At 38.3% G+C, this 14,832-nt stretch carries 13 protein-coding genes and 6 tRNA genes; 3 read left to right on the forward strand and 16 right to left on the reverse strand.

Annotated elements, in window-relative coordinates; all coding sequences use genetic code 11:
- From A3223_RS06945 to tig, 14 genes are all read right to left on the reverse strand, one after another.
- Nucleotides 1–76: transfer RNA gene (locus A3223_RS06945), tRNA-Lys, on the reverse strand.
- A 126-nt stretch (nucleotides 77–202) separates the two neighbouring features.
- Nucleotides 203–287: transfer RNA gene (locus A3223_RS06950), tRNA-Leu, on the reverse strand.
- 15 nt (nucleotides 288–302) lie between these two features.
- Nucleotides 303–379 (reverse strand) — tRNA-Arg (locus A3223_RS06955).
- A 13-nt stretch (nucleotides 380–392) separates the two neighbouring features.
- Nucleotides 393–469, reverse strand: a tRNA-Arg gene (locus tag A3223_RS06960).
- 6 nt (nucleotides 470–475) lie between these two features.
- Nucleotides 476–552: transfer RNA gene (locus tag A3223_RS06965), tRNA-His, on the reverse strand.
- 9 nt (nucleotides 553–561) lie between these two features.
- Nucleotides 562–639 (reverse strand) — tRNA-Pro (locus A3223_RS06970).
- Nucleotides 640–1,123: 484 nt separating this feature from the next.
- On the reverse strand, nucleotides 1,124–1,846 hold the full coding sequence (locus A3223_RS06975; RefSeq protein ID WP_084109703.1) for a TerC family protein: 723 nt from the start codon (nucleotides 1,844–1,846) through the stop codon (nucleotides 1,124–1,126).
- The gene (purN, locus tag A3223_RS06980) at nucleotides 1,839–2,426 is read right to left on the reverse strand and encodes a phosphoribosylglycinamide formyltransferase (protein WP_084109704.1); all 588 of its coding nucleotides are present in this window, start codon (nucleotides 2,424–2,426) and stop codon (nucleotides 1,839–1,841) included. Before purN ends, A3223_RS06975 begins: the two co-directional genes overlap by 8 nt.
- On the reverse strand, nucleotides 2,408–3,811 hold the full coding sequence (locus A3223_RS06985; RefSeq protein ID WP_084109705.1) for an NAD(P)H-hydrate dehydratase: 1,404 nt from the start codon (nucleotides 3,809–3,811) through the stop codon (nucleotides 2,408–2,410). The genes purN and A3223_RS06985 overlap by 19 nt, the downstream gene beginning before the upstream one ends.
- Before the next feature lies 1 nt (nucleotide 3,812).
- Complete coding sequence (locus A3223_RS06990) at nucleotides 3,813–5,318, reverse strand: YifB family Mg chelatase-like AAA ATPase (RefSeq protein ID WP_084109706.1); 1,506 nt, start codon at nucleotides 5,316–5,318, stop codon at nucleotides 3,813–3,815.
- A complete protein-coding gene (def, locus tag A3223_RS06995) occupies nucleotides 5,315–5,833 on the reverse strand; it encodes a peptide deformylase (RefSeq protein ID WP_084109707.1) in 519 nt (172 codons plus the stop codon). Before def ends, A3223_RS06990 begins: the two co-directional genes overlap by 4 nt.
- 14 nt (nucleotides 5,834–5,847) lie before the next feature.
- Nucleotides 5,848–6,870, reverse strand: coding sequence for a GGDEF domain-containing protein (locus tag A3223_RS07000; RefSeq protein ID WP_084109708.1), 1,023 nt, complete (start codon nucleotides 6,868–6,870; stop codon nucleotides 5,848–5,850).
- 8 nt (nucleotides 6,871–6,878) lie between these two features.
- Nucleotides 6,879–7,469 (reverse strand): ATP-dependent Clp endopeptidase proteolytic subunit ClpP, encoded by a 591-nt coding sequence (gene clpP, locus A3223_RS07005; protein ID WP_054196008.1) that lies wholly within the window; start codon nucleotides 7,467–7,469, stop codon nucleotides 6,879–6,881.
- The gene (gene tig / locus A3223_RS07010; protein WP_084109709.1) at nucleotides 7,469–8,800 is read right to left on the reverse strand and encodes a trigger factor; all 1,332 of its coding nucleotides are present in this window, start codon (nucleotides 8,798–8,800) and stop codon (nucleotides 7,469–7,471) included. Before tig ends, clpP begins: the two co-directional genes overlap by 1 nt.
- A gap of 137 nt (nucleotides 8,801–8,937) precedes the next feature.
- Here tig and folE point away from each other — a divergent pair, with 137 nt between their 5' ends.
- From folE to A3223_RS07025, 3 genes are all read left to right on the forward strand, one after another.
- A complete protein-coding gene (gene folE, locus A3223_RS07015) occupies nucleotides 8,938–9,510 on the forward strand; it encodes a GTP cyclohydrolase I FolE (protein ID WP_021090409.1) in 573 nt (190 codons plus the stop codon).
- Between the two features lie 11 nt (nucleotides 9,511–9,521).
- Entirely contained in the window at nucleotides 9,522–10,814 is a 1,293-nt protein-coding gene (fliI, locus tag A3223_RS07020) for a flagellar protein export ATPase FliI (protein WP_374057437.1), read from the forward strand.
- Between the two features lie 228 nt (nucleotides 10,815–11,042).
- The gene (locus A3223_RS07025; RefSeq protein WP_084109711.1) at nucleotides 11,043–11,420 is read left to right on the forward strand and encodes a hypothetical protein; all 378 of its coding nucleotides are present in this window, start codon (nucleotides 11,043–11,045) and stop codon (nucleotides 11,418–11,420) included.
- Here the strand turns inward: A3223_RS07025 and A3223_RS07030 are convergent.
- On the reverse strand, nucleotides 11,417–13,150 hold the full coding sequence (locus tag A3223_RS07030) for an AAA family ATPase (RefSeq protein WP_084109712.1): 1,734 nt from the start codon (nucleotides 13,148–13,150) through the stop codon (nucleotides 11,417–11,419). The two genes, A3223_RS07025 and A3223_RS07030, sit on opposite strands and share 4 nt — an antisense overlap.
- A complete protein-coding gene (locus tag A3223_RS07035; protein WP_084109713.1) occupies nucleotides 13,150–14,826 on the reverse strand; it encodes a fatty acid--CoA ligase in 1,677 nt (558 codons plus the stop codon). Before A3223_RS07035 ends, A3223_RS07030 begins: the two co-directional genes overlap by 1 nt.
- Nucleotides 14,827–14,832: the final 6 nt, after the last annotated feature.

Genomic DNA, 14,832 nt, shown 5'->3' on the forward strand with positions numbered 1-14,832 from the left:
TGGTGTCCTGCGTTGGATTCGAACCAACGGCCCCCTCATTAAAAGTGAGATGCTCTACCGACTGAGCTAGCAAGACATTTGTTTAAAAAAGAATTGAGATTATACAAAAAACATTATTACATGTCAAGAAACAAGAAAAATATCTAATATTTTCTACAATAAATGCTGATTATATAAGATTATTTCAAATTATAAAAAAGAATGGTGCGGATGAAAGGACTTGAACCTTCACGCCGTGGGGCACCAGATCCTAAGTCTGGCGTGTCTGCCAATTTCACCACATCCGCACAACAATAGTAAAGTGGTACGCCCATCAGGATTCGAACCTGAGGCCTACGGCTTAGAAGGCCGTTGCTCTATCCAGCTGAGCTATGAGCGCATAAGTATTTTAGTGGCGCGCCCGATAGGAGTCGAACCCATAACCTACAGATCCGAAGTCTGTCGCTCTATCCAATTGAGCTACGAGCGCCCAAAATGGGGTGAGTGATGGGAATCGAACCCACGACCCTCAGGACCACAATCTGATGCTCTAACCGACTGAGCTACACTCACCATTTAACATGGTCGGGGTGAAAGGATTCGAACCTTCGGCCCTCTGGTCCCAAACCAGATGCGCTAACCAGACTGCGCTACACCCCGCCTGAGTCGTGTTTGTAAGTTTATGCCACTACCTCATTAAAAAGTCGCATTTTAACTTGTTTTTTTTATAAAGTCAATTAAAAAACACTTAAATTAATAGAAATTATATATAAAAGATAATTCAATCAAAAATATTAATTAATACTTCACAAAATACATAATTTTTTACAAAAGTCAGCTTTTTATACTTCTCTATCTTATTGCCTAACCATAAAGCATGACCTTTATTTCACTGATTTTTAAGTATCCTTGCACGAATATTTTAACTAATATTACAAAGGAATAAATATCAATCTATTATCTATTATGCATTTTATACTTAGCAAAATTTTGTATTCAAATTTATACAGATTTATCTTTTTGGGCTAGAATTTTTATAAAATTGCTTACTTAAAATTCTACAAACAAAAATCACTTGATAGGCTAATAATATGATTAACATTTTATCCATCATGTCATTAGCTTTTTCATCATCGTAAAAATATTATTTAGCTAACACTTTCTTTTTAGCATAAATATTTATACTTTCCACTGCCAATGAAAATGCCATCGCAAAATAGATATATCCCTTTGGAATATGAAATCCTAATCCTTCAGCAACGAGCGTCATGCCCACAAGCACCAAAAATGCAAGTGCTAAAATTTTTATAGTCGGGTTATTATCTACAAAATTAGAAATACCTTTTGACGCTATCATCATTACACCAACTGCTAAAATAACAGCTATGATCATTATCTCTATATGCTCAGCCATTCCAACAGCCGTGATAACACTATCAAGAGAAAAAACAATATCCAAAACAGCTATCTCACTTACAATAACCAAAAAATTTGCATGTGATTTTTTGCTATTTTTATGCTCTTCACCTTCACCAGAAACACTAGAATGTATTTCAAGGGTTGATTTTACAAGTAAAAATAGACCACCTAGTATAAGCACTAGATCCCTGCCACTTATACTAAATTCTGCGATAGTAAAGAGTGGTTTCGTAAGCTTCATGATCCAAAACAATGAAAGTAAAAGTAAAATTCTAGTCACCATAGCTAGCCCTAAGCCAACAATCCTACCACTGCCGCGCTGCTCTTGAGGTAGTTTACCTACCAAAATAGCGATAAATATAATGTTGTCTATGCCTAAAACTATCTCTAAGCCAGTTAACGTAAGTAGTGATATCCACGCTTCTGGCGAACTAAACCATTCAAACATTTGTTTCCTTTGTTAAAATTTTTATTATGCTATCAGGCAAAATTTCATGCTCTATCGCATGGATTTTGCTCTCCCAATCCTCTAAGCTCATACCATCTTCTCTTTCAAACGCTCTTTGTGCGATGAGTTTACCTCCGTCAAGCTCCTCGCTCACGTAGTGCACGCTCACGCCTCCTATCATCATATCGCTCTCAAAGCTCTCTTTTATCGCATGAGCGCCTTTAAAAAGTGGCAATATGGAAGGATGTAAATTTATGGCTTTTATCTTTGATGTAAAAACAGGAGTTAATATCCTCATAAATCCAGCAAGTACCGTTAGTTCAGCGCCGCTTTTTAAAATTTGCTCCACAACTGCAGCGTCAAATTCCTCACGATTTTTAAATTTAGCACTCTCTATTATCGTCGTCTCAAGCCCAAATTTCTTAGCGCGCTCTATGCCATATGCGCCTGGCTTGTTGCAGATACAAAGACAAACTTCGATCTTTACGCCGTTAAAAATTTGATTATGAACTTTTTTAAGTATCGCTTCTAAATTTGAGCCACTACCGCTAAAAAGTATGGCTATCTTTTTCGTAAGCATTTTACTCCTTTTATAATGTCTGTTGGGCTAAGCGCATAGCTATTTTTTTTGAAATTTTTAAGGCTTAGTGCATGAGCTAGTGTAGCCGAGATAGCAGCATCCAGTGACTCGTAGCCTTGAGCTAAAAGAGCAAGTACAAGTCCGCTTAGTACGTCACCACTGCCACCTTTTGCAAGTATATTTTTACCATAAGGCATGATATAAATTTGCCCGTCTTTAGCGATTATCGTATTTGCGCCTTTAAGTACTAGCACAGCCTTAAATTTCTCACTCCAAGCCTTAGCATAAGCAAATCTATTTTCTTGTAATGTTTTTACGTCGATATCTACTATATTACAAAGCTTTAAAAGTGAGCAAAATTCTTTTGGATGGGGCGTTAAAACACAGTTTTCATTTAGTAGATCAAGCACCTTTACGCTGTAAAAGATATCAGCGTCAAGAACAAGATTTTTGCTCTTTAAAATTTGCGTATCAAGCTCTTCTATGCCCTTTTTGCCAAGCCCCATGCCAACGGCTCCGGCATTCATTTTATCGCTTATCTTGCTAGCTTGCATGATCTGCGTTGGCAAATTTAGACTCTCATTGCTTATCACGCTAACTAGCCCAGTCCCAAAGGCAAATGCTGCCTTTGCGCAAAGCTTACTAGCTCCCACGTGCTCGCCAGATATGATAAATGCGTGGCCAAAGTCGCCCTTATTTACGCATTGATTTTTTCTATTTGGAAGCACGAGGTCGCACTTTTCAAGCAAGTGATAGTCGCTCTTGCACTCATAGTTTTGAGCGCTTATACCAAGATCAGCGACCTTTATCTTGCCAACAAAGTCTTTTGCAGCGTCACTATAGAGCCCAAGCTTTCTAGCTCCCATCGTGATCGTAATGTCTGCTTTTACGCAAGCACCTAGCATCTTGCCGTCACTACTTAGCCCACTTGGCATATCACAAGCGATAGTGTAGGCAGAGCTTTTGTTTATCTTTGAGATAAGCTCTATGTGATTTTCGTCTAAATTTCTATTTAAGCCAGAGCCAAAAAGCCCGTCTATGACGCATTTTGCGCTATTTAAGCTATTTTCTGCGTCTTTACTCTCTCGCACGCCAGCAGATTTAGCTCGCTCAAGCTGCTTAATGGCTAGTGGCTTTAAATTCTGACTAGCTAAGATAAATTCGCATTCAAACTCGCCCTCTAACATCCTTAAAGCACAAAGCACGTCAGCACCGTTATTTCCACCACCGCAAACGCCTAGTACCCTCATACCTTTTTTAAATTTCTTACGTACGAAATTTGCTATGCCGGCGGCGGCGTTTTCCATTAAAATTTCTTCACTAAGGTCAAATTTCTCGCTCGCCCTCTCGTCTAAAACTCTCGTGTCTAAATATAAATTTTTCATTCTATGCCCTAAAACTAAGCGCCTCTAAGATATGGGGCTTTAAAATTTGCTCACTCTCATCAAGATCAGCGATGCTTCTAGCCACCCTAAGTGTCCTTTTTATGCCTCTTTGAGAAAGATTGTACCTCAAGGACGCCTTTTGTAAAATTTCTCTTGCTTCATTATCCAGTAGACAAAATTTTTCTACTTGTGCATCATTTAGCTTGCCGTTTAGCTCATCTTGATCGCGCTTTTTTTGAAAGATAAAGGCTTTTAAAACCATATCGCTCATCTGTTGCGAGTTCAAGCTTGACCTATCATTTGGTGAGCTCTCATCCATAGCAACTTTTAAATCAATGCGGTCAAGCACAGGAGCTGAAATTCTTGATTTATAGTTTTTTATCTCATTTTCACTGCATTTGCAATTTAGATTGCGAGAGAATAAATTTCCGCAAGGGCAGGGATTTTGAGCGGCTACGAAGATAAATTTAGTCTCGTAAGTCACTTTTGAATTTACCCTTGCGATGTGGATTTGATTGTCTTCAAGTGGCTCTCTTAGGCTTTCTATCACCTGCTTTGAAAAGTGTGGAAACTCGTCAAAAAATAGTACTCCACCATTTGCAAGCGCGATCTCACCGATCTTTGCGACATTTGAACCACCACCAAAGATCGAGCTTTTGGTTGAAGTATGATGGGGCGAGCGAAAAGCTCTAATACTTGTAAATTCGCTATCCTGAAGATTTAAAGAGCGGTAAGCGGCCGATTTTAAAACCTCCTCTAAACTTTGAGGTGCCATTATATAAACTAGGCGTTTTGCACACATGCTTTTGCCACTGCCTGGGCTGCCTTCAAATAAAATATTATGCATGCCAACGGCTGCGATAACGCAGGCTCTTTTGGCTCTTTCTTGACCCAAAACATCCTTAAAATCAAGCTCGAAGTTTAAATTTGGAACGTATCTTTTACCAGAAATTTCTATCACATTTGAAAATAGTTCATGAGTAGCGTTAAAATGTATACTTTTTGCAAATTCTGCGTCGTTAAAAAATCTAATCGCTTCCTCTAGAGTACTAATCGCATAAATCTCTAAATTTGGGATCATTGAAGCTTTTTGTGCTATCTCTTTTGGTACTAAGACTTTTACGTTTTTTACCTGTGTGCTTAAAAAAAGAAGGATTGAGAATAAATTTGCTGTGCTTTTTACGCTTCCATCAAGCCCAAGCTCGCCAAATACAAAAATTTTCTCTAAGTTTTTTGCCTTTTGAAGAGCTATAAGAATAGCGATAGCTAGGTCAAAATGTGAGCCACTTTTTGGCAGATCTGAAGGGGATAAATTTATGGTAATCTTTTGTGCTGGAAAAGAAAAGTCAAGTGCTAGAAGTGCTGCTTTTACGCGTTCTGTGCTCTCTTTTATACTTGTGCTTGCAAGCCCAACGATGCTAAAACCAGGAAGCCCACGAGAGAAGATAGACTCAACGTCAATTATCTTTAGTCCATCGCCGTAAGTAGCGCATCTTAAAGACTTCATGAAGCTTTTTCTTTTTTTTGCTTTTTGTATTCCTTGTCAAATTTTTTGCGTTTATTAAATCCGATTTTTTCTATAAAAAGATGTCCATCTAAATGATCATTTTCATGCTGGATAGCGATAGCCAAAAGCCCATCAGCCTTTAAAATTTGCTCTTTGCCAAAGCGGTCTTGATATTTGATAGCCACAACCTCATTTCTTTTTACATCTTCATAATATCCAGGCACACTAAGGCAACCCTCTTGATATATGCATTCTCCTTCGCGTAGTTCAAATTTTGGATTTATGATCTCGATTAAATTTTCTTTATCTTGTACGCCCTCGTCATTGGCTAGATTTATAATAAAAATTCTTTTTGCAACACCTATCTGAATAGCAGCAAGGCCGATGCCTTCTTTTGCAATCATCGTATCATACATATCATCAAGTAGTTTGTGAAGTTCCTCGTCAAAAATTTTAACCTCTTTTGAGACTTCATAAAGCTTTTTATTTGGATAAGATAAAACCTCTAAGATCAAGCCCAAACTCCTATTTATTCACCCAAAAATATAGGCTGCTCATCATCTTGTGTTAGCATTAGTTGATCTAATGAGTAAGAGATTAATTCTTCAGCACTTCTTGTTTTTGTTATCATGCTTGAAACCACTTGGATATCAAGCTTGCACTCTTCACCATCTATCTTCCAAGGTATAGATGAAAGCATATTTAAAATTCTACTACCGGCTTGTCTTGTGCCATTTTCATCAGTATATTTCATAACCATAGCAAAACAGCCATCACCGTAATGAGCTACTATATCGCTTCTTCTAGAAGTTCTTAAAAGAAGCTGTGATATAGCTTTATACATATTGTTTCGCTCTTTTAAATTTTTTACACGATTTGTAAATCTGTCTTTTGCTCTTACTAGTAAAAACGATGCGTTATAGCCATATCTCTTAACGGCTTCTACTTCACTTTGCACTGTGGCTACTAGAAATTTTTTATTATAGACGTCATATGTCGTATCATAAATCGACTGCTCTTCAATAGATTTAAGCATTTTAGCTACTTCGTCATAGCTTACTTTAATGACATCAAGATGCTTATCCATAAGGCTGTTTAATTTTATTAGGTCATGATTAAATGCGCTTAAAACATTTTGAAGAGCTAGGATATTTGTATTATTTTTGAGTGCATCCATGCGCTTTTGCACTAGGCCTCTCATGATGCCTAAATTTTTATAGATTAGCACCACGGCTTGAAGCATGCTTTTTATTTGGATAAATCCTTGCTTTATCTCTTTTTCAATAGAGATATTACTGCCTGATGGTACTGATATCTCGGAATTTATGACTATCATATCACCGATCTCTTTTCTAAATTCATCAGGCTGCCCATCAAGCATTTTCTCAAAATAAATAGAGTAATTGTTTGGCGTAGATGGAACATTATCGTCGCTTAATTCATGCAAAACATTTTCTGAAAATTTGTAGATATTTACCTTTTCTTTTTCTAGAATATGTTTTACCTCAACCGCTTTTTTCTTAGGGTCTGGTGCATTATCTATCTTTATCACTTTGGGCCTTATTTAAAACTTTTCTCCAAAATTTTATCAACAAGTCCGTACTCTTTGGCTTCGGCCGAACTCATAAAGAAGTCACGTTCAGTATCTTTTACGATCTTACTTAGCTTCTGACCTGTATTTTTGGCCAAAATTCCATTTAAAATCTCTTTCATACGCAAAATTTCACGAGCTTGTATCTCGATATCAGTCGCTTGTCCTCTAGCGCCGCCAAGTGGTTGGTGTATCATAATACGAGAATTTGGCAATGCATATCTTTTACCTGGCGCACCACAGCTTAATAAAAATGCACCCATACTAGCAGCTTGGCCGATACAGATCGTGCAAACATCTGGCTTTATGTAATTCATCGTATCATAGATGCTAAAGCCACTTGTTATAACGCCACCTGGTGAGTTTATATATAGATAGATATCTTTATCTGGATCTTCAGCCTCTAAAAATAGAAGCTGGGCGACAATAGAAGCGGCCATGCCGTCCTCTATCTCACCACTTAGCATAACGATCCTGTCTTTTAAAAGACGGGAGTATATATCATAGCTTCGCTCACCCCTACTAGTTCTTTCAACTACGACAGGAACGTAATAGCTCATTACTCAGCCTTCTCTTTTTTGCTTACTTTTTTCTCGTCTTTTTCTTTGTTAAAGAGCTCACCAAATAGCTTCTCTTCGATCATTGACATCTTTATAGCTGGAAGCATGCCTTGGTTGCGGTACATCTCAAAGTGTGCTTTTGGATCTTGACCGCTTCTATACGCCTCAAAATAGATCGCTTGAACAACCTCTTGATCGTTTACTTTCACGCCTCTTACGCGAGCTAGTTCATCGATGATGAAAGTTAAACGAACGCTATTTTCAGCGTCTTTTCTAAACTCGTCACGTTTTTTAGAAAGAGCATCTTTGTCATCTCTAAATTTTTTCATATCATCTGGAGTAAATGAGCTCCATGCGTTTCTAAACTGCATATCAATCTCTTGCTCGACAATATTTTTTGGCACATCAAATTTAAATTTCTCAACTGCAGCCTCAGCAAATTTTGGCTTAAGCTCATCATTTATAAGTTTATAAATTTTCTCTTGACGGATTTGCTCTTTTATGCGCTCATCAAGTAACTCTTCAGTTGGTTTTTCTTCATTTGGAAGTAAAGTTTTTAGTATCTCTTCATCTAGTTTTTCAGGAATTTTTCTCTCTTGAATTTCATGAAGTTTTATTTTAAAGATAGCGTCTTTGCCAGCTAAATGTGCAGCACCATAGTTTTCTGGGAATTTAACCTCGATATCTTTTTCACCACCAGCTTTTATGCCTACCATACCATCTTCAAAGCCTGGGATAAATTGATTTGAGCCGATCTCAAGTACGTAGTTTTCAGCCTTGCCACCATCAAATGCAACGCCATCAACAAAGCCTTCAAAGTCAAATTTAGCAAAATCGCCAACTTTTAGACCTCTTTTGCCATCAATTTTTTCAAGTGGAGCTATCATTTTTAGAAGTTCAGTTTTTTTCTCATCGATATCTTTTTTCAAAACACGTGGGTTTGAAAACTCAGGTATTAAACTCTCATAGCCGCTCACATCGACGCTTGGTTTAAATGAAACTGTTAGCTCAACGTCGATCTTGCCATCTTTTCTGTCAAATTTTGAAACGATAGGCTCGCCGATAAGATCATCATTTTTCTTGCCTGCTTGTTTTATAGCCTCATCAACAACATCTCTTAAGACATCTTGTTCAGCATCGTTTGTTAGCTCTTTCTCGTAGCGTTTTAGCACAATAGCAACTGGTACATGGCCTTGTCTAAAGCCATCTACTTTCATAGTTTTTGCTGCTTTTTTTGCTAGTTTTTCTACGCTAGATTTTATAGCATCCGCACTTATAGTCGTGCTTGCTAGGGTATTTACGCTATCTAGAGCTTTTGTTTTGATTTCCATCTAATTCCTTTATGAATACAAATTTTTAGCCCAAAATATAGCAGAATTTTCCTTATTTCATTGTAAATTTGTAAATTTTTATAGATATAAAAGGCGTTTTAACGTAGAATCTGGCAATAAAATTATGGAGAAAATTTATGCAAGAGAGTTTTGAAAATTCGGTTAAAAACATGCTAACGATAATAGGTGAAGATCCAAACAGAGAAGGGCTTATAAAGACGCCTGAGCGTGTCTTTAAAGCATTTAAATTTCTAACTAGCGGATATGATGAAGATCCAAAAGAGGTTCTTGGTGACGCACTTTTTACTAGCTCAAATAACGAGATGGTTTTAATGCGAAACATCGAATTTTACAGTCTTTGCGAGCACCATTTATTGCCTATTATCGGCCGAGTGCATGTGGCTTACATCCCAAATGGCAAGGTCGTTGGGCTTAGTAAAATTCCACGCATGGTAAATATCTACGCAAGACGCTTGCAAATTCAAGAGCAAATGACTGAGCAGATCGCAAAGGCGCTTGAGGACGTTATCGCTCCAAAAGGCGTTGGAGTCGTCGTTGAGGCTAGACATATGTGCGTTGAGATGAGAGGTGTGCAAAAGATAAACTCAACCACCACGACCTCAGCACTTAGAGGCTGCTTTATCAAAAACGCAGACACAAGGCGAGAATTTTTCTCGCTTATAAATTCTCCTAGGGAAACGCATTTTTGAGCTTAGAGCATATAAATTTAAAGCTTAAAGAGGGCGTGAAACTCTCAAACACCTTTGGCATCATAACTAAAATCACAGCTACAACTATCGAGATCACTGGACTTCGTCCGAGTATCGGTGACATCGTGCGAATAGTTGCAAAAGACAAGAGCAAAAATGGCCTTGGAATGGTCACACAGATAAAGACAGATGGTGCTTATATCAGTCCATTTGGCTTTGTTGAGGGCTTTAGGATAGGCGACTTCGTCTATGAGAGCGATCAAGGAATGAGCATACCGGTGGGGCCAAATTTGCTTGGGCGCGTGGTTGATCCATTTATGAAGCCCATAGATGGTAAAGGCGCGATTGATACAACCGAGTACATGCCGATCATGAGAGCACCAATTGACGCTATGAAAAGGGGGCTTATAAATGAGCCTTTTAGCGTCGGCATAAAGACGATAGATGGACTGCTTACTTGTGGTAAAGGGCAAAAGCTGGGAATTTTTGCAGGCTCAGGCGTAGGCAAATCAACCCTCATGGGCATGATCGTAAAAAACACACTGGCACCAATAAAAGTAGTCGCACTAATAGGCGAGCGTGGTCGCGAGGTACCTGAATTTATAGAAAAAAACCTAGGCGGCGACCTGGAGGGTACGGTCATCATCGTAGCGACCAGTGATGATAGCTCGCTCATGCGAAAATACGGCGCATTTTGCGCGATGAGCGTGGCTGAGTACTTCAAACAGCAGGGCAATGATGTGCTTTTCATCATGGATAGCGTAACACGTTTTGCGATGGCGCAGCGTGAGATCGGCCTTGCGCTTGGCGAGCCACCTACATCAAAAGGCTATCCGCCAAGCTCACTCACACTCCTGCCACAGCTAATGGAGCGCGCTGGCAAAGAGGAGGGAAAAGGCAGTATCACGGCATTTTTCACCGTGCTAGTCGAGGGCGATGATATGAGCGATCCAATAGCTGACCAAAGCCGCTCTATCCTAGACGGCCACATCGTGCTAAGTCGCGAGCTAACGGACTTTGGAATTTACCCACCTATCAACATCCAAAACTCGGCCTCGCGTGTTATGGGCGATGTGATCAGTAAAGAGCATAAGTTAAATGCGATGAAATTTAAGCGCCTCTACTCGCTTTTAAAAGAAAACGAAGTCTTGCTTCGCATCGGTGCTTATCAAAAGGGCAGCGACAAGGAGCTTGACCTTGCGATCTCGAAGAAAGAATTTATGGAGAGCTTCTTAAAACAGAGCTCAGAAGAGACCTTTGCGCTCGAAGAGGTCGAAGAACTACTCGATAAGATCAATCAGTAAATTTCTAAAATTTGCAAGCCTTTTTATCAATTTTTTGACTACTAAATCTTTATAATAGCCTTGGCTAGGATGTCAAAATTTCAGTCAAAAAATCAATAATCCTACCTTTTCTCATCTCTTTTTTGGTCAAAAAAGCACTGCTGTAAAAAATACGGAAACAAATTTGAAGTGGTAATATTTTTAAGATAGTAAGCAAGATATATGCCAGTGGTTCTTTTGTAGCTTATGATGGCTATAGTCTACTCAATATTTTTTAGCAATGAAAAACTAATTTATAATCTTTGCGATTTTATATTTTGTGATAAAGGTAGTAATAAAATTTCAAAATTTTGGGACTTTTTTGACAAAAAACTACTTATCTGCAAAGGCTATGGTAGTGAATTTGAGGTAAGTGAGCGAGTTAAATTTATACTAAGTGGCTATGAGTGGATATCTGTCCTACTATGGCTTTTAGTAGTGACTTTCGTGCAAATTTTAATAGATGAAAAGGAAAATTTCTCGCTCACATCGGTGATTGTCGGTACTTTGGTCTTTGTAGTAGCGCAAAGCATCATCTTATTACTGATACCATACAAAATGACTAGGATCAGAAAAGAGAAGCCCTAAGAGCCAAATCCCATCTTTTTATCTTCGCCAAAACTTGAGTTTAGCTCGCGCTCTATCGTCGTTTTAAAGTCCTCAAAGGTAAAGATCCCATCATCTTTTATAGCGACTTTTAGTGCGGTATTTTTTAGCGCAAGGACGATCTGTGCGCCACTTAGGTTAAACTCAGCCAGCCTTTCTACGCTAAAGCCATCTTCAAAGCTTGCATTTTCGGGCAAAATTTTACGCCAAATGGCAAGCCTGCCGTTAAAATCAGGCTTTTTAAACTCGATCTTGTAGTCAAACCTTCTAGAAAACGCCACGTCAAGGCTTTGTAAGAAATTTGTCGTAGCGATCAGCACGCCCTCAAAGCGCTCGATCTGCTCTAAAAAGATATTTTGCATTTGATTATGCATCTTTTCAGCCCCGCTTGAGCTCTCCACTCTCGTGCTTAAAAACTGATCGGCCTCGTTTAGCAAGAGCACCGGCTCGCTGCCACTTTTTTTGCAAATTTCTTTGTAAGTATCAAAAATTTTTCTTACATTTTGCTCGCTCTCGCCGACATATTTGCTTAAAATTTTTGAGCAGTCAAAGCTTAGAATTTGCTTCTTTAGGCTCTTTGCAAGCCCAACCGCGCTCATCGTCTTACCGGTACCAGGCTCGCCGTAAAAGATGATCTTAGCGTCTATGTTTTTCCTAGTTTTTATGCCCCAGCTGCTAAGTCTGGCGAGTACTTTTTTATCGACTTGCTTTAGTATCGTGCTTAAAAGCTGCTTTGTTTTTTCGTTTAGCACGACGTCTTCTAGGCTAGTTACTGGCTCTATTAGCTCAAAAATTTCTTGCTCTTTTACTAGGCTTTCGATCTTGATTTTCTTGCTATTTTTATCATTTTTTGGATGCATTATGCTTTGCAAAATTTCTTCATTTATAAAAAAGCTCTTGCTCACGTTTCCATAAGCATTTAAAACCTCGTCGTAGTCGATTAGTACGCCCTCTATGAGCCTTGAGCCGTCCTCTAAAAGAGTACGATTTTTAATGCGTTCAAACTCATCTTTGCTTATTAGCCCAACTAGCGTGTTTAGATCTCGTCCATTTTCAAAGTCGCCTGCGTACTCCTCTTTTAAAAGGGCTAAAAATATAATCTGCTCTTTTTCATCGAGCGAATTTTCTTTAAAAATTTGCTCTATTTTTAGGCTGATCTTGCTTAGTTTTACTCGCTCGTTGATTCGCTTTGTAAGCTCAGAAATTTGCTCATTTATTCGCTTTTTGGCATCACTTGAGTCATCGCCAAAAATAGCAGCCTTTGAGTAAAGCTCCACCTTTAAAAACTGATCTTTTAAATACTCCAAATGATCCTCATATGGCGTAAGCTCTGGCAAATTTATATCAGCATTGCCATCTTCAAGAATTTTTAAAAATGTGGCTGATAGAGAAATTTCAGAATGAAGCAAAGAAAGCAGCCCTTGAGCTGAAGCCCTTTGCGTGCTCTCAGGTATTTTAAAAAGACTATAATTTTGTACAATCCAACCGCTATCAAGCAAATTTTTTATAAATTTTAGATACAAAAGCTGCTTATCATTTTGTGTGCCAAAGACTGCTCCAAGTAGCTCAAAAACGCTCATATTAGCTGTTCCTTGCACATAAGCTTTACTTAGATATTTTAAAATTTCTCCCTCTTCGTCGCCGAACTTTATCAGCTCGTAAATTTTGCTTTTTTTGAGGTCCTGGTTTAAAAAATCAAGCAAGTATTTCACTAAAATTTATCCTTCATCTGCTCTATTTGCTCTTTTAATACACGTTTTAGCACTTTGCCAGTGGCATTTCTAGGTAACTCCTCGGCAAAATAGATACTCTTTGGTATCTTGAAATTCGCTAAATTTTTCTTTAAATGCTCTCTTACTGTTTTTTCATCAAGATCCATGCCATCTTTTACCTGAATAAACGCCACAACCTCTTCATCGGCATGTACGTCTTTTACGCCAATTACCGCTGTTGCTTCGACTGCTTCAAGTTTGTAAATAACCTCTTCGATCTCGCGCGGATAGATGTTAATGCCCTTTGATATGATAAGATCTTTTTTACGATCAACGATATAGATAAAGCCCTCTTCATCGACTTTGCCAAGATCTCCGGTCTTTAACCAGCCGTTTATGATGGTTTCATCAGTTATGCTTGGCATACCATAGTAGCCTTGCATGACGCAGTCACCCTTTATGATGATCTCACCGATCTGGCCAACTGGAAGCTCCATCATCTCATCATTTACGATCTTTACCTCATAACCATCAAGCGCAGGCCCTACACTTAAAAGCTTTTGTTTATCATATAAATTTGCAGCTACGACTGGCGAGCATTCGCTAAGTCCATATCCCTCGACAAGTGTTGCACGCGGAAATTTCACTCTAAAGTCATCTATCGTCTGCTTTGCAAGCGGAGCTGCACCACTTACAAATAATCTAATGCGGTTAAACCATCTAAAATACCAAGGAATTTTTGCCTTACCAATAGCTGTATAGATGGCTGGAATTCCTAAGAATACAGTTACACGCTTTAGCAAAGTTTGTTTTAGTACATTTGAAAATGGAAATACCGACTTTACAAGCACCATAGATGCACTCGCAAATATCGGAAGCAACACCATTGCAGTTAGCGTAAAACTATGAAACATCGGCAAAAAGACTATGAAACGATCGCTTTTTTTCACTATGAAACGATCATGAGCTCCAATTAAATTTGAAAAGATATTTTTATAGCTTATCATCGCACCTTTTGGCTTGCCAGTAGTGCCTGAAGTGTAAATTATATGCATTAAATCATCTATTGCCGGATACTTTGTGATACTAAGAGCGTATTTATGATTTAGAGTTTCTGCAAAATTTATATTTTTAACAAGGCCATTATTTTCATAACCCTTACTCATGTCCTCTTTTGAAATTTGAGGTGTTGAAGTAAGATACGCACTCTCGCCATACTCTTCGTCAGTGTCTATATATTCATCTTTTGAGGCACTTTGAAGCTTCTTTGGTATTGCACCGATCCAGATTATCTTTCTTAAAATTTCAAGCTCATTTAATGCGATTAACTCTTTTGCAAGCGAGCTAGACGCAAAAAGCACCTTTGCACCGCAATCATTTGTGATATATTCAAACTCGTTTGCTTTTAAAAAAGTATTCATAGGCACTGCGATACCGCCTATTGCGGTTATCGCAAGGTATGAGATGATAAATTCTTTCGAGTTTGTAACCGCCATAGCTACTTTATCACCAAATTTTACTCCAGCCAGTTGCAAATAAGCTGCCACTTTATCGACATTTTGCTTTAATTCGCGATATTTTAGCTTCTCTTTTTCTTCAAAAAGAACTACTTGATTTGGATTTTCCTTTGCTACTTTGGTTAAAATTTCATAAAAATTATTATAAGAGTATCGCATTATTAA

This window comes from Campylobacter concisus (genome assembly GCF_002092855.1).
Taxonomy (GTDB): Bacteria; Campylobacterota; Campylobacteria; order Campylobacterales; family Campylobacteraceae; genus Campylobacter_A; species Campylobacter_A concisus_AI.

Bases quoted from the DNA above. Each gene is read 5' to 3' on its own strand.
- A3223_RS06975 (WP_084109703.1), bottom strand. From the start codon at position 1,846: ATGTTTGAATGGTTTAGTTCGCCAGAAGCGTGGATATCACTACTTACG.
- purN (WP_084109704.1), bottom strand. From the start codon at position 2,426: ATGCTTACGAAAAAGATAGCCATACTTTTTAGCGGTAGTGGCTCAAAT.
- A3223_RS06985 (WP_084109705.1), bottom strand. From the start codon at position 3,811: ATGAAAAATTTATATTTAGACACGAGAGTTTTAGACGAGAGGGCGAGC.
- A3223_RS06990 (WP_084109706.1), bottom strand. From the start codon at position 5,318: ATGAAGTCTTTAAGATGCGCTACTTACGGCGATGGACTAAAGATAATT.
- clpP (WP_054196008.1), bottom strand. From the start codon at position 7,469: ATGAGCTATTACGTTCCTGTCGTAGTTGAAAGAACTAGTAGGGGTGAG.
- tig (WP_084109709.1), bottom strand. From the start codon at position 8,800: ATGGAAATCAAAACAAAAGCTCTAGATAGCGTAAATACCCTAGCAAGC.
- folE (WP_021090409.1), top strand. From the start codon at position 8,938: ATGCAAGAGAGTTTTGAAAATTCGGTTAAAAACATGCTAACGATAATA.
- A3223_RS07025 (WP_084109711.1), top strand. From the start codon at position 11,043: ATGGCTATAGTCTACTCAATATTTTTTAGCAATGAAAAACTAATTTAT.
- A3223_RS07035 (WP_084109713.1), bottom strand. From the start codon at position 14,826: ATGCGATACTCTTATAATAATTTTTATGAAATTTTAACCAAAGTAGCA.